Annotated in this window: 16 protein-coding genes and 2 pseudogenes; 9 read left to right on the forward strand and 9 right to left on the reverse strand. The window is 38.7% G+C overall.

Going from position 1 to position 22,545, the window contains the following annotated elements; all coding sequences use genetic code 11:
* Nucleotides 1–449: 449 nt before the first annotated feature.
* Nucleotides 450–829, forward strand: a pseudogene (locus tag PVV68_RS02515) (Arm DNA-binding domain-containing protein); the annotation flags it as partial.
* Between the two features lies 1 nt (nt 830).
* Here PVV68_RS02515 and PVV68_RS02520 read toward each other — a convergent pair.
* The 8 genes and pseudogenes from PVV68_RS02520 to PVV68_RS02555 form a co-directional block, all read right to left on the reverse strand.
* Nucleotides 831–5,792 carry a type ISP restriction/modification enzyme gene (locus PVV68_RS02520; protein WP_273782638.1) on the reverse strand — a complete coding sequence of 1,654 codons (4,962 nt, stop codon included), beginning with the start codon at nt 5,790–5,792 and terminating at the stop codon, nt 831–833.
* Between the two features lie 695 nt (nt 5,793–6,487).
* Nucleotides 6,488–8,473, reverse strand: a complete 1,986-nt coding sequence (locus PVV68_RS02525; protein ID WP_273782640.1) for a MacB family efflux pump subunit — start codon at nt 8,471–8,473, stop codon at nt 6,488–6,490.
* Nucleotides 8,474–8,476: 3 nt separating this feature from the next.
* Nucleotides 8,477–9,700 (reverse strand): efflux RND transporter periplasmic adaptor subunit, encoded by a 1,224-nt coding sequence (locus PVV68_RS02530; protein ID WP_273720606.1) that lies wholly within the window; start codon nt 9,698–9,700, stop codon nt 8,477–8,479.
* Nucleotides 9,697–11,190 (reverse strand): efflux transporter outer membrane subunit, encoded by a 1,494-nt coding sequence (locus PVV68_RS02535; protein ID WP_273720605.1) that lies wholly within the window; start codon nt 11,188–11,190, stop codon nt 9,697–9,699. Before PVV68_RS02535 ends, PVV68_RS02530 begins: the two co-directional genes overlap by 4 nt.
* Before the next feature lie 60 nt (nt 11,191–11,250).
* Nucleotides 11,251–12,066 carry an exodeoxyribonuclease III gene (locus PVV68_RS02540; protein WP_273720604.1) on the reverse strand — a complete coding sequence of 272 codons (816 nt, stop codon included), beginning with the start codon at nt 12,064–12,066 and terminating at the stop codon, nt 11,251–11,253.
* A 29-nt stretch (nt 12,067–12,095) separates the two neighbouring features.
* Complete coding sequence (locus PVV68_RS02545; protein ID WP_273720603.1) at nt 12,096–12,719, reverse strand: outer-membrane lipoprotein carrier protein LolA; 624 nt, start codon at nt 12,717–12,719, stop codon at nt 12,096–12,098.
* Nucleotides 12,720–12,827: 108 nt separating this feature from the next.
* Nucleotides 12,828–13,049 (reverse strand): annotated as a pseudogene (locus tag PVV68_RS02550) (DNA translocase FtsK); the annotation flags it as partial.
* A gap of 348 nt (nt 13,050–13,397) precedes the next feature.
* Nucleotides 13,398–15,833, reverse strand: coding sequence for a DNA translocase FtsK (locus PVV68_RS02555; protein ID WP_273720602.1), 2,436 nt, complete (start codon nt 15,831–15,833; stop codon nt 13,398–13,400).
* Nucleotides 15,834–16,306: 473 nt separating this feature from the next.
* Between PVV68_RS02555 and PVV68_RS02560 the strand changes: the two genes are divergently transcribed.
* Nucleotides 16,307–17,587 (forward strand): ubiquinone biosynthesis hydroxylase, encoded by a 1,281-nt coding sequence (locus PVV68_RS02560; protein WP_273720662.1) that lies wholly within the window; start codon nt 16,307–16,309, stop codon nt 17,585–17,587.
* A 1,183-nt stretch (nt 17,588–18,770) separates the two neighbouring features.
* Here the strand turns inward: PVV68_RS02560 and PVV68_RS02565 are convergent.
* On the reverse strand, nt 18,771–19,058 hold the full coding sequence (locus tag PVV68_RS02565; protein WP_273720601.1) for an H-NS histone family protein: 288 nt from the start codon (nt 19,056–19,058) through the stop codon (nt 18,771–18,773).
* Nucleotides 19,059–19,186: 128 nt separating this feature from the next.
* Between PVV68_RS02565 and PVV68_RS02570 the strand changes: the two genes are divergently transcribed.
* From PVV68_RS02570 to trwL (PVV68_RS02600), 7 genes are all read left to right on the forward strand, one after another.
* A complete protein-coding gene (locus PVV68_RS02570; RefSeq protein WP_273720600.1) occupies nt 19,187–19,768 on the forward strand; it encodes a hypothetical protein in 582 nt (193 codons plus the stop codon).
* Nucleotides 19,765–20,391 carry a TrwN protein gene (locus PVV68_RS02575; protein WP_273782642.1) on the forward strand — a complete coding sequence of 209 codons (627 nt, stop codon included), beginning with the start codon at nt 19,765–19,767 and terminating at the stop codon, nt 20,389–20,391. The genes PVV68_RS02570 and PVV68_RS02575 overlap by 4 nt, the downstream gene beginning before the upstream one ends.
* 127 nt (nt 20,392–20,518) lie before the next feature.
* Nucleotides 20,519–20,818, forward strand: a complete 300-nt coding sequence (gene korA / locus PVV68_RS02580; RefSeq protein WP_273720598.1) for a KorA family transcriptional regulator — start codon at nt 20,519–20,521, stop codon at nt 20,816–20,818.
* Nucleotides 20,781–21,098, forward strand: a complete 318-nt coding sequence (gene trwL, locus PVV68_RS02585) for a VirB2 family type IV secretion system major pilin TrwL (protein WP_273720597.1) — start codon at nt 20,781–20,783, stop codon at nt 21,096–21,098. The genes korA and trwL (PVV68_RS02585) overlap by 38 nt, the downstream gene beginning before the upstream one ends.
* Before the next feature lie 121 nt (nt 21,099–21,219).
* The gene (gene trwL, locus PVV68_RS02590; RefSeq protein ID WP_273720596.1) at nt 21,220–21,531 is read left to right on the forward strand and encodes a VirB2 family type IV secretion system major pilin TrwL; all 312 of its coding nucleotides are present in this window, start codon (nt 21,220–21,222) and stop codon (nt 21,529–21,531) included.
* Nucleotides 21,532–21,706: 175 nt separating this feature from the next.
* Nucleotides 21,707–22,015 (forward strand): VirB2 family type IV secretion system major pilin TrwL, encoded by a 309-nt coding sequence (trwL, locus tag PVV68_RS02595; protein ID WP_273720595.1) that lies wholly within the window; start codon nt 21,707–21,709, stop codon nt 22,013–22,015.
* Nucleotides 22,016–22,121: 106 nt separating this feature from the next.
* Entirely contained in the window at nt 22,122–22,436 is a 315-nt protein-coding gene (gene trwL, locus PVV68_RS02600) for a VirB2 family type IV secretion system major pilin TrwL (RefSeq protein WP_273720594.1), read from the forward strand.
* Nucleotides 22,437–22,545: the final 109 nt, after the last annotated feature.

Below are 22,545 nucleotides of genomic sequence, written 5' to 3' on the forward strand. Positions count from 1 at the left end.
TGAAGAACATAAAAAGCATTTTGCGTCTTTCCTAAACCATAACACGCCAACTTCACTTGTGACATGCGAGGAAAGGAGAAACTCCTACGCATTGACCTAAGGCATCACCCCACACTCTCCCCAAAATTCTCATAGTGAAAATAGCACCACACCTCAAAGAACAGCGTTTTATGATGCTAACAACAAGGCTAAAAAATACCTCATATAAAGTTTTAGCAGCCCTCTATAACCATCCTCAACAATGGTGTTTTATCACTGCCTCGACACTGCTTGATAAGATATTGATTTATAATGATAATATAGCATCATTCATATGGAATTAAAGACCCGAATAACGTAAGATTTTCTCATTTCAAACCTGCTTATCTTGAATCAATCAAAATCATTCGCTTGCACATCAAAAGTGGGAATGAATGTGTGGATCAAATTTGTATAAGAAAGGACTAAAAATGGCTCTTATGAACCGTCTTAATGCAAGATCTATCGCAACATTGAGAGCTGGCAAATATAATGATGGTGCTGGCTTGCTTCTTCATAAGCGTAAAGATGGAGGTGCTCAATGGATTTACCGTTATATCATTCACAAACGTCGTCGTGAAATGGGCTTGGGTGCCCCTTAAGAGATGTCTCTTTAAAACAAGCCCGTGAATTGGCAACTGGGTGGCAGACTGTTTTACGTGAGTGTCGTGACCCCATTAAAGAACGCAATAAACAAAAGCGTGAGGTAATAAGCAATCTTCATTATTTAAAAGATATTACTTTAGAGACTTTTGAAAGTCGTAAAGCTGAATTAAAAAGTGATAGCAAAGACGGAATCTGGTTTTCACCTTTTACGGCACAATAGATAACTTAACATTTTCAGTTTCTCGCACTTCCAATTTTGGCAGACTGCGTACAATTTTCATAGTTTCTAAGCTTACCGTAATAACCCGTTGAAACAATTCCAAAGGATAGGCTGGATTACCAACTGTCTCAACAGCATAGCGATTGGCATCATTAACAATACCGCTCGCTTTATCCGTTTTGACAACCTGCCGCTCCATCACCCATTCAAGAGCAGGCCTACCGTTAACGATATAATCATAAGCTTCAAGAGGAATATTATGCATCGTGATATGTGCATTATAAATCACACTACTTTTATCAATAGCACCGCGCTTACCTGCAAATTTCATCGCTTCAACACGGTAAAAACTCTCCGCATCAGAAATCATCCAAGTACTTGGATCACCCTGCTTATAGGTTACAGAATAGGGCTCAACCTCTTCATAATTCATATGCAAAGCACCAAGCTTTCGCCCCGCTGACACAAAAGCCCAAAAATCCTCTACCTTTTTAACCGTTGGAATCCGTGGTAATTCTTTAGACAAGTTGTGTGCATAACGCACACGATAATCCTCAGAATGCAAAATTCCATAAACATAATAAAACAAATCATCCTTTGTAATCACTTCACCAGGATAGGCTGCTTTAAAATATGCCAACCCTTCATCCGTGAGTGCATCACGCCGCTCTAAACCAACCTTTTTGCTTTCCTCTGCAAAATTTGCAAACAAATGAACCTGATCCTCTTCTTTATCTTCTAAGAATTCAGTATTTTCATAAACATACCGTGGAAAACATTGGCCTTTCTCCATTGCATCAAGATTAGGCAAACTCTTAGTCATAAGAACAGAAAAACCACTGCTTGCTCCAACTCCTGTAACTTGTATAACACTATTTCCAAAAGCTTTTTCTAGTGGAAAGATACGCGGCATTTGGTAAATCATTTCATTAAAAGCGCGATTATAATAGAGCCACTGTCGTGTAAAAGGACGGTATGAACTCTGAGTAAGGTATGTCTCTTTAAGTTCAAAAACCTTTCCTCTAACTAACTGTTGTTTGAGGCCACGACTCCAACTGATCTTTTTGGCATCCGTGTTAACAAAATCGTCTACAGCACCTATACGTGTTTTACGATCATAATGCAGATACGCAGCATCAAAACGCTCTACTTCACCGTTATAAAAAGTAATCATATTGCTCATATTATTGGCTAGAGCTTCACGACTTGAATTATGTGCCCAAGCATCACGATTGGTTTTTATACCACAAGAAAAAGTTTTAAAGAGCTTTTTATTACTGCTCTTCTTGTCACCTAAGGCTAGAAATTTTTCAAAATCACTGTTGCGTTGATCCAACCAATCTCCATGCTCATCTGGTGTAATCATCTGCCAACTACGTGCACGCTTTATACCACCAACACTGCCCAATCGCTTAAGTTCAGAGAGTTTCTCTTTTGTTGTGAGATTATCCCCAATATCATAATAATAAATTTTACAAGACTTAGAAACATTTGGATTTTTAACAAACAGTGTCACAGCAATTCCTGTCATGCTTCCACTTCCAAAAACATTTTGCCCTTCTTGCGCACGCCCTTTACTCATCATATTTTTACGAATATCACCTCGCAAATTGAGAACATAAATATTTGAAAACTCTTTACTTAATTCTTTTCGTAAACTATCCGCAGAATATCCATTGATAAAACCTGAATTTGTCACAAAACCAATAACACCGTAGTCTTTTATGCGATCACTTGCCCAGCGAATAGCACGAATATAACTGTCATAAAGTCCATTAACATTGCTCGCTTTGGATTGAGCAGCATAAGTTTCACGAATACGACAATCCAATTTTGGATAGCCAATATTTTGTGCATTGTCATTTGCGCTTTTTTGTCCAGAAGAATAAGGGGGATTGCCAACAATAACACGAATATCTAGTTCTTTCTGGCGCGACCTGCGGGTGCTATTATCCACCAGCAAATCACTTATCAGATCTTTATCTTGCTCATAAAGCTGAAATGTATCGGTGAGACAAATTCCCTCAAACGGGACATAATCGCCCCCCATCAGACCATGATAAGTCGTCTCAATATTAATAGCTGCAATATAATAGGCTAAAAGCACAATTTCATTGGCATGAATTTCATGACAAAATTTGTGTTTCATCTCCTCTGCTGTGATCAAACCCGATTGTAAAAGCCGCGTGATAAAAGTCCCTGTTCCTGTAAAGGGATCCATGATGTGAATACCAGGTGAGCCAAGTGTTTGGCCAAATTCAGCCTGTAAAACATCATTAACAGAGTGAAGAATAAAATCCACAATCTCAACGGGAGTATAAACAATGCCCAATTTTTCTACTGTGCGTGGAAAAGCATAACGGAAAAATTTATCGTAAAGCTCTATAATCAACCTCTGCTTTGCTGCTGGATCGGTAATGCCACTTGCTCGTAATTTTACACTTGCGTAAAATTTCTCAAGATCTTTGGATTCCTTATCAAGATTTGCTTCATCAAGCACATCAAGCATACACTGCATAGCACGCGAGACAGGGTTCTCATGCGTAAATTGATAACCTTCAAACAACACCTGAAAAACAGGACGGGTGATGATATGCTGTGCCAGCATCTCAACCGCATCAGCCTCTGTGATGTTATCGTTTAAGTCATCACGCAATTCTGCTAAAAATCTGTTAAAGGCTTGACGCGCCTTAGTATCTGGTGCAGCGAGAATAGCTGTTAAGCGCGTGATATGATTCTTAGCAATTTCCGCAATATTGCTCGCCCAATCTTCCCAATAATCACGCGTACCACATTTTTTGACGATCTTTGCCATGATGGCACGCGAAAGCTCATCCACAGGAAAAGAAAGTTCCCCTTGACCTTGATCTGTAATAACACGATCACGCTCCGATGTTCCAATGCTCGAGTGTGCAGGTTGTGAGCGAACAGGAAGGTTGTCTACAACAGCCGTAACAGCCTTTAACTCAGTACTCTGAGTGACACCAATAATCTCAATCACATTGCTGATATCTTGCCCTAGAGATGCCTTATTAATTGTCGCATCAAAACGATCATCATGCGCACGCAAAGCATTTAAAATTTGCCAAACAACCCGATATTTTTCATTGTTATTCAAAGCTTGTTCCACTGGAATCCCAGAGGGAATGCCTATTGGCAGAATAACATACCCCATCTTTTTACCCTCAGAGCGACGCATCACCCGTCCAACCGATTGGACAACATCAATCTGACTCTTGCGTGGATTTAAAAACATGATAGCATCAAGAGCTGGAACATCGACCCCTTCAGACAAACAACGAGCATTGGTCAAAATACGACAAACATCATCCCCGCTCTCAGCTTTTAACCAATCAAGAAGAGCACCACGATCTTTGGCATTGAAAGTGCCATCAACATGTTCCACTTCACATTTCAAAAATGGCTCTTTTTCGATGTTCTCTTTCGTATACTCAAGATACTCTTTAACAACCGCAGAAAATTCATCGCGAACTACTTTAGAACTTTGAATAGTTTTACAAAACGCCAAAGCACGATGCATGGGATAGAGATCCGTGCCAATATCAGGCTTGATATCTTGTTTTGTCAGCGCCTTATAACAGCCGATAATTTTCGTGGCATCATCCAAAACAAGCTCAGACTTGTCATCACTAAGACGCTTTTGAACAGCGGAACTTACTAGTTTTTCATCCATTGCTAAAACAATAACCTTATAGTCCGTTAAAAGATTATTTTGTACAGCCCAAGAAAAACCCCGATAAAAAAGTGTTTTGCCAAACAGCTTTTCATCATCCATCGAAGCAAGAACGGCATTCACTTCATGTGCACGACTTTTTACATTATCACCAAAAATGCGTGGTGTCGCTGTCATATAAAGACGTTTCTTGGCACGAATAATATCGTTGGAATGCACCTTAACAAAATTGGATTCATCCTCTCCCACCAGCGTTGCACCTGTTGTACGGTGCGCCTCATCACAAATGATAAGATCAAATGTTGGGAAACCATAATTTTTCTGCGCATCAGAAACCACCTGAAGAGATTGATAGGTTGCAAACACCACGCTCATCTTATCTGCAACACTATTCTTTGCCTGTTCTGCAAGTTTTGCCGCATCGGTTGTCGCCGGAAAAGCAAGATCAAACACATCAATTTCAGCAACATCATGCGTATTTTTACGACGCTTTCCCACTTGTGTATCGGAACATACAGCAAAAGAACGTAAATCAATTTCAGCATCCGTTGTCCACTCACGCACCGTTTGTGACATCAGTGCCAAGGAAGGTACAAGAAACAAGACAAACTTGCCTTGACCGGCTAAATCCTCAGCAATCTTAAGACTGGTAAATGTCTTACCGGTACCACAAGCCATAATGAGCTTACCCCGATCTGCCTCAGCAAGCCCAGCACGCACAAAACGTAATGCTTCCAGCTGATGTGGACGGAGTTTCTTTTTATCTTCCAGGACAATTTTGCCTTTGGCTGCAAAAGTCTCCCAACGAATCGGACTTTGTTGCATATCGGAAAGACCAATTCGTGTAACAGGAATATCCTGCCCCCGTATCATAGTTTCCGCATTTTCACTCCAAGCAGTTATTGTACTATCTATAACTACGCGCCGCTTAAATGGTTTTTTCCCTGATGCTGAAATAAAACTATCAATATCTGCTTTTTTAATCCGATAGGCTGCATCATAAAATTTACATTGGATTGCTGCAAAACCATCTTCATGACGAAGCTTTGCCACAAGATCAATACCGGTATCACCACCATCCCAGCCATTTTCATGAGCCCAATCTTTAAAGGTCTGAACTTTTTCATACTGAACAGATTGGAGAGGATCATGTGTCAGATAAGCAAGAGCAAAACGCTCAAAATACGTCCCCTTATCTCGTTCGCTACGCGCTTCATCATGATATGTCTGTAAAAGCGACTGTAGCGTTGTCATATTTCACCCCGTTAAAAAATCTTCAATTATCGAGTCTAAATAGTTCCGTCAATGCCTATTGTTCTATCCAAAAGACTTTAGACTGTATACACTCAATTATTTACAATGGAATAGTTTCTCAGCAAAATAAATCGAGAAAACTTTACTTATCAGCAAAAGAGTGGAATCTCCTCTTCAAGCTCAAAATCTCATAGATTTTACACACTAATGTGTCAAATCTGTATGGCTATAGGTTATATCTTTTTAACAAAATGGTTTACAGTATAAACTTAGTGCCTTACCTGAATAACTTCACGCTTTTTTTAGTGCACTCAACCACACTGATAAATATTGCGCAAAGTAAAAACAGAAAACTAATCTGCACATCATTCTACAAGCCATTTTTTGCTCTTTTCTAGCAGTATATCATGCACCACAGAAAACCTCTTGAGAAGAACTTAACAAATATTTTGCCCATTCACGTTCTTTTTACTCAAATGCTTCTCCCATGAGTACTTCATCCAAGCAAAAAGCATAACAACAAATACACCTCAATTAACGACCGTTTAATCAGAGGCAAAATCAAGACATCTCCCTCATGCTCATTATTTTATTAAAGTGGAATACTCCATATAGCCTCACACCCCTCATTCATAGCCTTGAATGACTTTCCCATACGAACGCGCCACAATCATATTCGTAATAATTGCTAAAACTTAATCACGTGAAAGAGCAACAACAGGATCAAGCCGTGAAGCTTGTCGTGCGGGCGAAAAGCCAAAACATATCCCAATGAGAGTTGAAAAAGTAAGAGATATGATAATTGAATCCATTGTATAAACCAAGTGGATAGGCGCCTTAAAGAGCAAAAACAAACCACCGATAGAAAGCCCAAAGAGGATTCCCAAACCACCGCCAATAACACAAACCAAAACTGCTTCAATGAGAAATTGCTGCAAAATATCACTTTGGCGCGCGCCCACTGCCATACGCACCCCAATTTCATTAATTCGCTCAGAAACAGTGACGAGCATAATATTCATCACTCCAATACCACCCACAATCAATGAGATAGCAGCAATAGAAGAGACTAAAAGCGTTAAGATATGCGTACTTTCCATGATACGCTCACGAAAGAACTCTGAATTTCGAATGAAGAAATCTTCTCCACCATGGCGCATAGTAAGAAAGCGTTTTACCATCTTTTCTGCTAAATGTGAATCGACATTATCAGCAATTTTAATCGTAATTGCCCGAACTTGTGTCGTTCCAAGTAAACGCGTTTGCACGGTTGTATAAGGCAAATACATCTGCAACGTACTTGAAATGCCTCCTCCCATATGTTGCGGATCGACCACCCCAACAATACGTACAGGAACACTTCCCACATGAACGACTTTTCCAATGGGACTCTCACGACTATGAGGAAAAAGTACAGCAACTGCTTCTTTTTCGATCACCAGATCCACAGCTCTCTCACGCACACTATTCCGATCAAACAATCTCCCTTGAACAGCTTTAAGTCCTTGTGTCTGAAAATATTGTTCTCCCACCCCAGCAATAACAGCATTGGCTTTAACGGCACCAGAACGTACAATAGAGCTTGTTGAAAGTTGAGGTGTTACACCAGCAACATAGGGTAATCCCGAAAAAGCTTCTGCATCTGCTTCCACCAAACTTGTTATTTTGTCTGCTTGTGGATCAGAGAGGCTTTTCCCCGGCAAAATAGTTAATGTACTGGAACCCAGACTTTTAAAATTGTCCATAATTTTTTCCCGCGTACCATTACCCAAAGCCACCATAGCAATAATCGCGCCAATACCGATAATCACCCCGAGCATTGTCAAAAAAGTTCGCATTCGGTGGGCGTTCATTGCCAACAAGGCCATCACAAATGCCTCACGAAACCGTTCAGCAAAAGAACGAAAAACCCCCATTGTTTTTTGCTCTTTTAGATTTTGTTTTTCCTGAAGAGATTGGGTATTTCTTTTTGTTTTCGCACCCTTTGACACATTGTCCGCAATAATTTCACCATCACTGAGTTCGATAATACGCTCTGCTCTTTCAGCTATCTGCATATCATGCGTTACGATGATAATGGTGCGTCCTTCTTGATGAAGCTCATCTAAAATACGCAACACTTCTTGACCACTCTGTTTATCTAATGCACCGGTTGGTTCATCAGCAAGAATGACCTCTGCATTATTCATCAGGGCACGAGCAATAGAGACACGTTGTTGTTGACCACCTGAGAGTTGATTGGGACGATGATTTATCCGATCTCCCATGCCTAAGCGTTTTAAAAGCTCCCCTGCACGTTTTTTTCTTAAACTTGGTGCACATCCTGCATAAATAGCTGGAATTTCAACATTGCCAAGCGCCGTTAATTCATTAAGCAGATGATAGCGCTGGAAAATAAATCCAAAATGATTGCGCCGCAAAGCGGACAATTCATCAGCAGAAAGGATAGCTGTTTCTTTTCCTGAAATCCAATAACGGCCAGAACTTGGTCGATCAAGACAACCCAAAATATTCATCAAGGTGGATTTTCCTGAACCCGAAGCGCCCACAATCGCCACCATTTCACCACGCTTAATGGTAAGATTGATATCTTTCAAAATAGTAACAAATGTCTCACCGGTGGGAAACTCGCGCACAACATTTTCTAAAACGAGGACAGCTTCTGCTTGCTCTGCTTTCATGCTTTAGCTCTCATCTTCATTATGTTCACCAGGAATATTTGGCATCACTCCATCACTCGAACCTGTGATAACCACATCCCCCTCCTTAAGCCCTGAAACAATCTCTGCCATCACTTTATTATTAAGCCCCACGGTCACTTGTTTTGCCACCACTTTATCTTTCTCTTCCAAGACAGAGACCCATGCTGTACGTTCTTTTGTCTCATCCCGCAAAGCATCACTTGGAGCCAACAAAACGTTCTGAGCTCGCCCTAAGATAATATGAACTTGTGCCGTCATATAGGTCCGCAAAAAATTATCGGCATTATCCACATGCACCACCCCATTATAATAGATAGCCGATGATATCAGAGCGCTCGACCCTCCCACCATACCAGGATTAATACTCACATCAGCGCGAATTTCCTCAGGAGCCGGATCTACCCTTTCTAACACCCCCTCATAACGACGTTGTGAATTGCCCAAAACCGTAAAATACAAAGGTTGTCCTGCATGAACTTTCAAAATATCAGCTTCTGAAATTTGTGCTTTTATTGTCATTTTTGACAAATCACCCAAAATAACAATCGTTGGTGCTGACTGAACCGCATTAACATTTTGCCCTTCCTCCACAACGGTTGCTAACACTGTTCCCGCTGAAGGAGCCGTCACTCTGGTATATCCTAAATTGACCTCTGCACTATCTACATCAATTTGTGCTTGTACAATTTGCTGGCGGAGCTGAGCAATTTGCGCCTCGCGTATTTTTACTTGTGTTGTAGCATCATCGAGATTTGCCCGTGAAGTCGCATGTGACTTGATCATTTCTTTCTGACGCTCTAAATTTTTCTGTGCAAGGGAAAGGTAAGCTTCTTGTTCCACTAAATTCGCATAATAATGCGATAATGCTGCCTTTTTTCTTTTCAGATCATTTTCCTGGTCTGTAGGATCAATTTCCGCTAAAAGATCACCTTCTTTGACAACACTACCAGGAACAACACGCATAGATACCACACGCCCCGTTGCACGTGCACCAACAGCCACCAACCGATAAGGGCGCACAAGACCAGAAGCCAAAACACTTTCCTCGATATCACCACGCTTCACCACTGCTGTCATATAAACTGGTGTTGATGTTCCAAAAAAAACAGAACGCAACCATAATAAGATGATAAGGAATATAACAGTTAAAAAGAAAGACAGTTTTTTACGTTTTATAATGAAATTTTTGATGAAACCTTTTTTCATTTCCCTACCTTTGTACGCGTACGTGGTACACCATCAACAACTTCTGGACGTGACACATCAACAACACCATCCCATCCACCACCCAACGCCTTCATCAGCGCGATATATTGAGTAACCAAAGTAATACGACTATCGTTAAGCGCTATTTGCGCAGAATAATAAGAGCGATTAGCATTTAACAATTCAAGAAAACTGGTATTTCCATTTTCAAACAGGCTGCGTGAAAGTTGTAAAGAACGCCAAGAAGCCTTATTTGCAACGATCAACTTTTCTAAACGCTGATGTTCTTTGGTCAATCTTACCAACGCATTTTCCACATCTTCTAACGCTGTCAACACAGCAGCCCGATACGCAACGAAAGCCTGATCACGCTGTGCACGTGCAACCGCCACAGAAGCCATAATCTGCCCCCCATTAAACAAAGGCAAACGAAGACCTGGTCCAAAAGACCAGCCAATCGTTGAAGCCTTCCATAATTGATTAATTGTCTCTGCTGCTGTCGAAATACTACCGGTTAAAGTAAGTGATGGATAGAGATCTGCTTCACGTTGACCAATACGTGCTGTTGCTTGTGCATATTGGCGCTCAACCCGTCGCAAATCCGGACGGGTTAACAAAATATCCGCTGGAATTCCTGCTGGTATTGGCCATTTTGGTTGCGGAATTTTGGCATGTTTGGCATTTTTCTGTAAAAGATCCTGCAAAGCTGTAGGCACACGCCCAATTAAAACAGAAAGGCGATGAATGCTCATAGACAAATTCGCTTCCATCTGTGATATATCTGCTTCTGTATTGGCCACTTGTGCCTCTGCATTTGAAACATCAAGCTCTGAAGCATCACCAGCCGTTAATTTGCTCCGTATTAATTCGTATGTTTTACGCTGTGATGCAGCAATTTCCCGTACAATCAACAACTTTTGTTGCCACCCACGGACTTGAACATAATTTGTTGCCACATCTCCCAAAAGCACTACCATGGTATCACGCATATCTTCCACAGTTGCTTCAAAGCTATAACGTGCAGCTTCAACTGCTCGCTTGTGTCCACCAAAAAAATCAAGCTCCCAGCTCGCATCAAAACCATTATGATATTGGTTGAAATTTTTGTTTAAAACCGTAACAGATCCGCCACTATTACGCGTTCCTGAAAATGAATTTGTCATACTTGGCAAAAGAGATCCAACCGTTTGCTCTAAACTAGCACGCGCCTCACGAATTCGTGCCTTGGCAACAGCAATACTATTATTTCCAGAAATTGCCTCATTAATTAATGCATTCAAAACAGGATCATTTAAACGCCGCCACCATCCAGCAAGAGTAACCGTACGCCCTGAAATCTGCCCAGACTGTTGTCCCCAATTTTCTGGAACACGAAAAGATGTTTTACGGTAATTAGGACCAACCATACATCCTGATAATATAAAAAAACACAATAAAACACTATAGAGTAATCTGTTAGAAATAACCCCTTTGAGATTTCTGATATACATCTAGTCTCCCATATTTCTTCAGAATCAATAATAATATTAATATTTTATTTACTTGTTATTTCAAAATTGGCGTGAAAAATCAAATACAGTTTGTACTGGAACATGATCTGAAGGTTGTTTCCAGCCCCGTGCATCACGAAAAATGGAAAGATCCGCAACAAACGGAGCTAAATCTGGAGAAGACCAGATATGGTCAAGCCGCCGTCCCCGATCAGCAAGTGCCCAATCGCGTGCACGATAACTCCACCATGTGTAAAGCTTAGCAGGAACAGGAATATGCATACGCATAAGATCCACCCACCCACCTTGATGGCATAAGGCTTGTAACCGTTCCGTTTCAATGGGGGTATGACTTACGACCTTCAACAACTGTTGATGAGACCACACATCCTCTGCCAAAGGAGCAATATTCAAATCACCCAGCAAAAGAGAAGAAAGACCATCTCCTTGATCAGCGCGAATAGCAGACATTTCTTCTAAAAAGTCAAGTTTATGACGGAATTTTTCATTCACCTTAGCGTCAGGCACATCTCCCCCTGCAGGAACATAAAAATTATGAATCCGCATGCTTTTGCCATAAGCTTCAACAATGACCGAAAGATAACGACAATCTTGTTTTTGACAAAAGGAACGCTTTTCCACCTTTTTAAAAGGCAAACGCGAAACAATTGCCACGCCGTTGTAAGATTTTTGTCCACTCAATAGGATATACTTATATCCGGCTGCTTTAAAAGCCTCCACTGGAAATAAAGCATCCGGGCATTTTGTTTCCTGTAAACATAAAATATCAATAGAAAAGAGTTGCAAATACTGCAAAACCTGTGCAAGACGCAAACGGATAGAATTAATATTCCAAGTTGCAATACGAAAGACCATCTGTTTCAATTCCAATGAGGTACAACGCACTATTTATTCGAGGGAAGTGTAAACATCCCATCAGCGAATCTAACGCCGGTGCGTACATTCATGACTTGAACAGTGGTCTCCAAATTTTGCTGATCAACAATTGTCCATTGCCGTAAAGCCGCGTTTTTAGAATCAAAAACCATTCTTATTTGCCCTGCTCCCATGCTTTTATCCCGCAGAACAATTGTCACTGCGCCTGGATCTTCACGAAATGCCAACAAACGCCCTGATGATATATTAATTTTATCGTCTAACAGAAACTTCATTGGCGTTTGAGAAAGTTGTGAAAAGTTCCAAGTATTCAGTGCACGATTATTAATTCCTATGAATTGTCCATCTACAATGATCTGTAAAGGTATTTTTTTATAAATAAAACGAATTTTTCCTGGACGCTCTAAATAAAACGTTCCCTGAGACATTTTTCCTTTCGGACTAAACTGAATAAAATCCCCTGTCATTGTTTTAATTGCTGCAAAATAATTCACAACATTCTGCGCCCTTGCTACCTTATTGGAAGCCACTTTATTGTATGATTGCGAAAAAGCAGGAAAAGTTAAGCACAAAAAGACAATAATTCCAACAAACCTAAAGCTTCCTCTTTGTTGCAAAAAAGACGTTTTCATAAACAATGCTCCCAAGCAATACACATTCGTTTTATCATGAAGGTGTCAATAAATACCCTTCTCTAAAAGAAAAAGATATTGTTTTAAAAGACTATCAAAAGATTTATTTCAAAAGCGTTCTTTTGGGGCAGTCACCAAAACTTCCCGTTTTCCCATATGATTTGCAGCACTAATAATACCTTCTTCTTCCATCCGCTCAATCCATGAAGCAGCACGGTTATAGTCAATTCCTAAACGGCCTTGAAGATAAGAAGTTGAAGCTTTACGATCACGAAGAACAATGGCAACCGCTTGACTATAAGGATCATCTGCACAAGAAGAACTCACCGATGCATCCGCACTCTTCTTGCCAATCTTCTCTGTACATTCCCCAAACAATCCAACGTCCCTTGAGTTTCTGAATCCATTAAAACTTCCCCCTCCCCATATAATGTGCCGCCCCAATAATATCCTCTACTTCCATACATCCAATGAATAATGTAGCATGGATTATAACCAATGCTCAACGGAAAATGAAAGAGCAAAAAACATGATTATTACGAACATAAATGCTTTTTTCAGTCATAAAAAACGTTTTTATAAATTCTCATAAGCAACAGCTATTTCCTTTATGTGATTATAAATCCCCTCTCTAAAAGAAAAAGGTATTATTTTAAAAGACTATCACAAGATTTTATCTCAAAAGCGTTCTTCTTCAGCAGGTACCAAAATTTCCCGTTTCCCCGCATGATTTGCAGCACTAATAATACCTTCTTCTTCCATCCGTTCAATCAATGAAGCCGCACGGTTATAACCAATTCCTAGACGGCGTTGAATATAAGAAGTTGAAGCTTTACGATCACGTAGAACAACTGCAACAGCTTGGCTATAAGGATCATCTGCACAAGAAGAAGTCAACGATGCATCCGCCTCATTTTCTGCGGTCTCTTGAGTAATGGTCTCTAAATAATCAGGAAGGGCTTGTGCTTTGAGATGCATGACAACCTGCTCCACTTCATCATCAGCCACAAAAGGTCCATGAACACGCTGGACACGTCCTCCGCCCATCATGAACAGCATATCGCCTTGTCCTAACAACTGCTCAGCACCCTGTTCGCCAAGAATTGTTCGACTGTCGATTTTTGAACTGACAGAAAAAGAAATGCGTGTTGGAAAATTAGCTTTAATAGTCCCCGTAATCACATCCACCGAAGGACGCTGTGTTGCCATAATGACATGGATACCAGCAGCACGTGCCATTTGTGCCAAACGTTGAACTGCTCCTTCAATATCTTTGCCGGCAACCATCATTAAATCAGCCATTTCATCAATAATAACAACAATATAGGGCATAGGACTAAAATCAAGTGTTTCCGTTTCATAAAGGGGCTCACCAGTCTCATGATCAAATCCCACTTGAACTGTACGCGTCATTGTTTCCCCTTGATTTTTTGCCTCCTTAAGACGTGCATTAAATCCATCAATATTACGAACGCTCAGTTTAGACATTTTGCTGTAACGTTCTTCCATTTCACGAACAGCCCATTTCAGCGCAATCACTGCTTTTTTCGGATCTGTCACCACAGGTGTTAACAAATGAGGAATGCCATCATAAACCGAAAGTTCAAGCATTTTCGGATCCACCATGATGAGGCGGCATTGTTCAGGTGTCATACGGTAAAGAAGTGATAAAATCATGGTATTAATGGCAACAGACTTTCCTGATCCCGTTGTACCTGCCACCAAAAGATGTGGCATTTTTGCTAAATCTGCGATAACCGTCTCACCCCCGATTGTCTTACCCAAAGCAAGTCCCAGTTTTGCTTTGCTCTCAACAAATTCTTGCGCTTGTAACATTTCTCGTAAATAAACCATCTCACGCTTCGCATTGGGCAATTCTATGCCAATGACATTACGTCCTGGTACCACAGCAACACGCGCTGAAATGGCACGCATTGAACGTGCAATATCATCTGCCAAACCAATAATACGGGAAGACTTAATACCGGCTGCTGGTTCAAATTCATACAAAGTGACCACAGGACCAGGGCGCGCATCAATAATTCTTCCCTTAACACCAAAATCTAACAAGACCCTCTCAAGTTCCTGAGAATTGACTTTTAAGACAGCAGGAGAAAGTTTTGCATCTCGAACAGACGGTGGTGGAACCGAAAGATAATCTAAATGTGGAAGAAGAAAACCACCATTTGAAGAAGCCGTTAAAGGTTTCACAACACGGCTTTTAACAGGAGAAATAGACGCCTTCTTCTGATTTTCTTGATATTTTGTTTTTTCATCGCCAAAAATTGGTTCAATGCGATCCAAAGACTTTTCTTGTCTCTTAGAGCGACTTTTTCGAGAAAAAAGGCGAAAAAAACGCGCTTGTAAAAAATAAAAAAGATGGAAAACAGCACCCAAAGTTGTCACAAAAAAACCATGGTGCACCCTCTCTGCTCCCTGTTCTGTATCTTCTAATACATCGAAGAGAGGATCAACAGTTTCGTTTTTGTGGATATTTTTTACTTTTCTTTTCTTTCTCTGGCGCCGCCATACTACATTACCCGCAAAAGCAGCCATGAAAAAACCCAAAACAAGCACAACAAACCCCAACAGTACATTCTGAACAGGAGAAAGAAAAACAGGAAAAATAGAATAAACAACACTTAAAACTTTATCGCCCAAAACCCCACCCAAGCCCATAGGCAATGGCCAATATGTAAAAGAAGCAACAGGGGTCATAAGGGCAAAAGAAATTAAAAAACAAATTGTTGATAACACCCACAAAAAAAGGCGAAAAATCAAATTATAAATATTCTTTTGCGCCAACAAAAGAAACGACCAAAATAACAGTGGCAACAACACACCAAGACCCGCCAAACCAAAAAACTGCATGACAAAATCTGAAAAAATTGCCCCTGGCCATCCCATAAAATTTGTAATTTTATTTGTACTTGCATGCGTTAACGAAGGATCTGCAGCATTCCACGTTGCCAAAGCCAAAACACAAAAAAGAATGAAGCCCAAAAGTCCAAGCCCAATGAAAACACCAATTTGGCGCAAAAACATTTCAATGAGCCGTGAACTGTAAGATTTTTGCGCTTCTAATGAATCATAGGGAGAAGAACTTTGATGCATCTCTCAATTCCAAATACAAAACCTTCACATTAAAGAGTTGTAAAATTATGACCGCAAAATACTAATACAGTTTTAACCATCATAATCATAACAATTTCCTACTTTGTAGGACCATCAGACCTTCTCCTTTAAAGGGTGATACTAAAACACATCATGCCCATTAAAAAGAGAGTGCTATCGCTGTTTGATTTCAGTTTTCTTTTGCATCAACTAAGTATACAAATAGAGAAGTATAAAATTAACCAGAATATTCAGGGTACGATTTGCTCAATGAAACTATGAAGTAAATTACACGGATGATTATCAAAAGGTATACACCTAAGAATATCCTACCTATTTCACAGATCGGTGCACGTCAAAGATCCTAGTTCTTTAAAGTAAAGAGGACGTTAAAATATTGTAGAAAAAAGAATGTTAAAAAAAGATATCCTTATTTAAAAACAAATAAACTGCCAACAATGGAACGAAGTGTTGTGTATTCTGATCCTAATAAAAATGTAAAACCCGATAAAAAGACAAAATCTAACCAAACGATAAAGCAATGCGATCTTCTCATTGCGGGGGGAGCGGCTGTTGGTTTAACGCTGGCAATAGCACTCAAGCAAACAGCCCCTACACTGAAAATAACGATCGTTGATGCAGCTTCCCCACAAGACATACCCGCTTCCAATATACGAACCATTGCCCTCGCAGCTGCTTCTATTCGTATGTTAAAACAATTGCAATGTTGGAAACCTATAGAACCCTATGCCCAACCCATTCATTCCATGATCATCACCGATGCATACGCAAATGATCCTGTTAAACCAACTCTTTTAACTTTTGAAGGAGATATTGCTCCCGATGAACCCTTTGCAGCTATGGTGGAACATAGCGAACTCATCAATGCTTTAAAAAAACGTGTAAAAGATCTGGATATCCCCGTTATTACAAACACGTGTGTTGTTGATTTTCACCAACAAGAGCAGCATACAACTGTCACCTTAAACAATAAAGAAATCTGGCAAACGAAATTGCTTATTGCAGCTGATGGAGCACATTCACAATTACGCGCAAAAGCAGGACTTAAAAACTTTTCTCATCCCTATAAACAAACAGCAATCATCTGCACCATTGAACATGAAAAACCCCATCACGGACAAGCAATTCAACATTTCTTACCTGCTGGACCTTTCGCGCTTCTCCCGCTCAAAGGCAACAGATCAGCCATTGTATGGAATGAAGATCATAAAACCGCGCAATATTACCTCAAAGCTGATGCTCTTATTTTTGAAACAGAACTTGAAAAACGCATTGGTCATCGATTTGGAAAGCTCTCTTGGAATGGTGAACGTCAAGCTTTTCCTCTAAACCTTTCCCTAACACGTCAATGCATTAAAGCTCGATTTGCTCTAGTTGGCGATGCTGCCCACACAATTCATCCCCTAGCAGGACAAGGACTCAATTTAGGATTACGTGATAGCGCTGCACTTGCTGAAGTTCTTATTGAAACAGCACGATTGGGGCTGGATATTGGCTCCCTCACTGCTTTAGAACGCTATCAACGCTGGAGACGTTTTGAAACCACACGTATGGCTTTAAGCAATGACTGGCTTAATAAACTTTTTTCTAATGATAATCTCTTTTTGCGAATACTACGCGATACCGGTCTTGGAATTGTCAATCAAACGCCAAAGATAAAACAATATCTTATTCAAGAAGCTGCCGGACTTTCCCCTCATGCTCCACGTTTGCTACACGGACTCCCACTTTAAAAAATAAGTAAAAGCCATATCATTTCACTGTTTGCAAGTTATGAACAAAACTTCTCCTGATCGTTAAAAAAAGCTCTTCGCTTATTTCTCTATACCAAGCTTTTAAAAGAATCGATATACAGTGGAATCACCTGGTATTTTCTCACAAAAATCTTCGAGGAATCATGTATGCAATCTTTCCCTTTCCGTACCGTTCAAGCAAACAAAAAAGCGAGAAAATGATTCTCTCTTATATTTTCAATACACCCTCTATTCAGTGATCGACATAATGAATTTTGATAATAAACGCATTTAAAATGCATCGCAGAATTCTATCAAAACACTAAAACCAACACTAATTATAAAAAAATATCTTCTAAAACACTTTCTTATCTTAACTACACAAATGATAAAAAGATCAAACCAAGAGCTTCTCTCTACAACCACATCATAAAAAACAAATAAATCCATAACAGCATCACGCTATTGTGCTACATATCAATATTTAAAAATATAAAGATAGACATTAACATATTGACTTAAAAGCAGAATTTATAATTTTGCATATTGAATAAGAATCTTGAAAACAGTAATCTTTTTATCCTAACCCTATTTATGATGAAACAATAAAAGCCATTCGTTTACACATCACACAAGAAATCAATATATAGATAAAACCATTTAAGAAAAAGATGAAAATGTCTCTCATAAATTATCTCACTGCAAAAATAAGCATAATTTGAGCTGACAAAGAGAATGGCAATACCGGGATTATTACGGTAATATAATGATTTATCATGATAAATCATTATTTTTTCAACTTTAACCATAAGCAGAATACTGTAAAATTTTTATCGCAATAGCTCTCATATTGAATCAATAAAAATCATTTTCTTGCACAACACAAGAAGAGTTGGCGTATAGATAAAAATGAGTAAAAAAGAAAAAACGCCTCTCATAAACACTCTCGCATCCAAGATGCTCTAACAACATTGAGAGCTTCTCAACAGTATGGATAGTGCCAACATGTTAGCAACATAGCTTTCCCACTTGAAGGAACGCCTACGTGCTTTTTATAGTCTTACTTTACCGCTCAGCAGTTTAAAACATTAACTCAGCATTTTATATATCGAATCACCAAAAAGAACACACTGCTTGAATTCCCATCTCTTGCTTCTCATATCTTTTGTATATTGCTTGAGTATTATGTCACTTCTAACTCTTCAAGCGTACAACCACTCTCCAACCATTCCTTAATCCACTTAGGTCTACGCCCACGTCCATTCCATAACTCCCATTGATTATTGGGATTTCTATAATGGCGTTCTTTACTCACAAGATCAGCAATATCAATTCCATGCGCACTGGCAATTTCAAGAATTTTGCGCCGTGCATTTTGTTTTTCTTTTGCTTGCCGCCTTTTCAATTCCACATCGATTTGAGCACGCATTTCTTGTAGTTCATCAAAATTCATCTTTTTGAGATCATCCACCTTAATTACTCCCCTTGCAAAAAAGAATTATGCTTTGCCATATTTTAAACACAATTATAGACAATTTTTGTCCATTTATTATCGAAATTAAAATTACGATAAATATATCACCTTGACGGAGATGTGCTTTGAACCACGAAGAGCTGTTTAATTGTGTCGCAATTGTCACGACTGTATCCTTTTTCGGTTTGATCGCTGAAATGGATAATCGAGGTGTAAAAAACCTATTACCTCTCCCTGACTCTCACGAACCAGCGGTCAAAAGTGAATATAAATCGCCATTTTATAAACTATGGCAATATGTAAAAAAGAACAACCCCTCTACGCATAATGATCATACAGTTCATTCTTATAATGAGAAATATTCTCATACTCAGCGGCTTTTTAGTTTAGATCAATATCCTCTAGAAAAAATTGAAAAGTCAGAAAATGATATAAAACAATCAGCCCTAACAACCCTACAAAAATGGTTATCCTTTAAGAGTAATTTCTCTTTTTGCAAACATAATAACTATCACATTGATTGGATATTAGCATATGTGAAAACCTTTCTTAAAAGGAAGCAAATTTACATTCATACAGGATATTCTAAGCTCAAGAATCTTACTTCGTATATCCATCAAAACACAGTGTGGCAACAATCAGAAAAACTACGCAAACTTCACGTTTGTATCAAGAGATCTTTTCATCATTGGGTGTGTGAATTATGACTATTTCAAATTTCATAATGTTTGCCGCTGCATACGCATCAACTCTACACGCGACAGTACCTTCAACTGTCGTTATGCAAGAGTCATGGAATGATATTTGTGCAGTAAACATGAGTGATAAATTACCACACTATCCATTCGCACCTAAAAAAACAATAGTAACAATTAAGCAGAGTGAACACAATTTTGACGTAAATTTAGGGCAAATGAGTGTTGAAAATCAGAAATGGTTGCCCCTCTCTCTCTGTGAAATTTTTGATCGTTGCAAGAATCTTAACGTTATACGGACTGCTTTAAAACATTGCTGTGAAAAAGAGCAAAAATTACCGCAATACAGTGCTGAGCGAACCGTTCTTAGTTTTTACAATGCAGAAAATTTCACAAATAGTTTTTCTGACCTTCATTTGCAAAAAAATGCTTCATATGTCGAGGTGAAAACTTCTGCGCCTGTAAGCGAAGAATTAGAAGAAACTTTACAGTTTCATACAAGAAAGACAGAACAAACAATTAAGATAGAGTCTCTTCCTGCGTCTTTAGAAGAAGATGCTTTTACACATAAAGAAAGTAGTGTTCATGACGCCTTTACAGTAGAAGACACTTCATTGGAAAGACCGCAGGACTAATGATGACTACATTTATCGATTAGACTTACAATTTTGATAGAATAGCATGATGAAAGGTAGATAAGAAAATATTAATGCTCTAATTAGTAAGATTGCATAAAATCTCTTCTAATTGAGGGCAGAAATAATGAAAATGATAGAACAAAACAGTGTGGATATAGCATTTAATCAGAAAGCGGCACGTGAGATTACAATCGTGATGCGTTCAGAAAGGGAGTGGTACTTTACATTTGTTGCAGATGATCCAGTAACCGGAACAGCAAATGAGTATACACTTCTTACACAAAGAGGAAAACTAAGAACTTGGGCTGATCCAAAATATCTTTTTAAATTTCTTCATGAAAGAGGGGTTGTCTATGGCAGTTTTAAACTTAATCAGGATGAAAAACATGAAACAAACAAATATTTTCCAAACAACAGTTCGTAATAAAATTATTACAACTGTTGCAGCTATAACTGTGTTTTTTATGGTGCATCCTATATGCGTTCAAGCAAAAACTTTGGACAAAGCCAAAACAGCTTTAGAAACACTCCAAAATCAATTGAAGATAATTGTTCCTCTTGCCGCTACCGTAATACTTTTGTGTTTAGCAATTGGTTATGCAGGACGTTATATAGAAAAAGATACTTTTGTACGGTGGGCGGTTGGTGTTGTCATTGCTGGTTCAGCAGCTGAACTTGTCGCAATGTTATTTCAAAACCCATAGTGAAGAAAATTATGATGCAAAGTAAATTTTATTCTTCAGTTGTGAATAAAGCGCTAATAGTATCATTTTGTATTAAAAAGTAAATATAGTACTCATGAGAAAGCCTTAATAAGAGTAGAAGATGAAACAATTAAATAATTTCCAATTAAAAAATGATAGTAAAATATTTGCAATTTCTGTTGCTATAACAGCATTTTTTATGACTTATCCTGCGTATGCTAAATTAGAGAAGGCTGCAAAAGCATTAGGTGATCTGAAAACAGATCTTACTGGTAATATTATCCCTCTTGCTGCTGCAGTTATACTTCTGTGTTTAGCAATTGGTTATGCTGGCCGTTACATCGGAAAAGATACTTTTGTGCGCTGGGCAGTTGGCGTTGTCATCGCTGGTTCAGCGACTGAACTTGCCACTTTATTGTTTACCGGTAAATAATAAATCCATTGAAATATAACGTTAGACATAAGTTTAATTCGTATTAGAGCCAAGTGTAAAAAAATATAATAAACAAAATAGATTTTAATTATCAAGTATAGATAAATTAGCAATAATATCACTTAAATTAAAGGGTACAAAATGAGCCTCACATAAACCTTAATGAGAAAAGAAAATGAAACAATTAAATAATCTCCAATCAAAAAACAATAGCCAGATCATTGTAATTTTTGCAACTGTAACCGCATTACTCATAGCTCATCCTGCATATGCAGCATTAAATAATGCTAAAACTGCTTTAGAAGCACTTCGAGACGATCTGAGTGTCAAGATTATTCCTATAGCAGCTGCTGTTATATTGTTGTGTTTAGCAATTGGTTATGCAGGGCGTTATATAGAAAAGGATACCTTTGTACGTTGGGCAATCGGTGTTGTCATTGCTGGTTCAGCAGCTGAACTTGTTACAATGTTGTTCGGTAAATAATAAAGCTTCTAACACGAAATGCTTTTCTTCAAGAAGAATCCATCCAGAGTAATAATTTATATTGCAAAGTTGTAGATATTATAAAAGTTTTGATTAAGAGAAGAAAATGAAACAATTAAATAATTTTAAATTAAAAAATAACAATCGAGTCATTGTAATTTCTGCAGCTGTGAATGCATTTTTTGTATCTCATACTGCATATGCTCAGAAAACTTTGAAAAATGCTGAAACAGCTTTAAAAAATCTGCAGAACGATCTTACTGGCAAGATTATTCCTGTTGCTGCTGCTATTATACTTTTATGTTTAGCAATTGGCTATGCAGGACGTTATATCGAAAAGGATACCTTTATACGCTGGGCAATCGGTGTTGTCATTGCTGGTTCAGCAGCTGAACTTGTTGCGATGCTATTTAAACCATAACGAAGTTAAGTATTTTAAAAAAAACAGATTTTACTTATGGGCTACAGATAAATTTGTAATGATATAACTCAATATTAAAAAGTAGAAACAGCATTCATAAGAACTTTAA

This window comes from Bartonella sp. ML69XJBT (genome assembly GCF_028618515.1).
In the GTDB taxonomy this organism is placed as follows: Bacteria; Pseudomonadota; Alphaproteobacteria; order Rhizobiales; family Rhizobiaceae; genus Bartonella.

Coding starts and splice junctions, on each gene's coding strand:
- PVV68_RS02520 (WP_273782638.1), bottom strand. CDS start 5,792: ATGACAACGCTACAGTCGCTTTTACAGACATATCATGATGAAGCGCGT.
- PVV68_RS02525 (WP_273782640.1), bottom strand. CDS start 8,473: ATGAAAGCAGAGCAAGCAGAAGCTGTCCTCGTTTTAGAAAATGTTGTG.
- PVV68_RS02530 (WP_273720606.1), bottom strand. CDS start 9,700: ATGAAAAAAGGTTTCATCAAAAATTTCATTATAAAACGTAAAAAACTG.
- PVV68_RS02535 (WP_273720605.1), bottom strand. CDS start 11,190: ATGTATATCAGAAATCTCAAAGGGGTTATTTCTAACAGATTACTCTAT.
- PVV68_RS02540 (WP_273720604.1), bottom strand. CDS start 12,066: ATGGTCTTTCGTATTGCAACTTGGAATATTAATTCTATCCGTTTGCGT.
- PVV68_RS02545 (WP_273720603.1), bottom strand. CDS start 12,719: ATGAAAACGTCTTTTTTGCAACAAAGAGGAAGCTTTAGGTTTGTTGGA.
- PVV68_RS02555 (WP_273720602.1), bottom strand. CDS start 15,833: ATGCATCAAAGTTCTTCTCCCTATGATTCATTAGAAGCGCAAAAATCT.
- PVV68_RS02575 (WP_273782642.1), top strand. CDS start 19,765: ATGACTATTTCAAATTTCATAATGTTTGCCGCTGCATACGCATCAACT.
- korA (WP_273720598.1), top strand. CDS start 20,519: ATGAAAATGATAGAACAAAACAGTGTGGATATAGCATTTAATCAGAAA.
- trwL (WP_273720597.1), top strand. CDS start 20,781: ATGAAACAAACAAATATTTTCCAAACAACAGTTCGTAATAAAATTATT.
- trwL (WP_273720596.1), top strand. CDS start 21,220: ATGAAACAATTAAATAATTTCCAATTAAAAAATGATAGTAAAATATTT.
- trwL (WP_273720595.1), top strand. CDS start 21,707: ATGAAACAATTAAATAATCTCCAATCAAAAAACAATAGCCAGATCATT.
- trwL (WP_273720594.1), top strand. CDS start 22,122: ATGAAACAATTAAATAATTTTAAATTAAAAAATAACAATCGAGTCATT.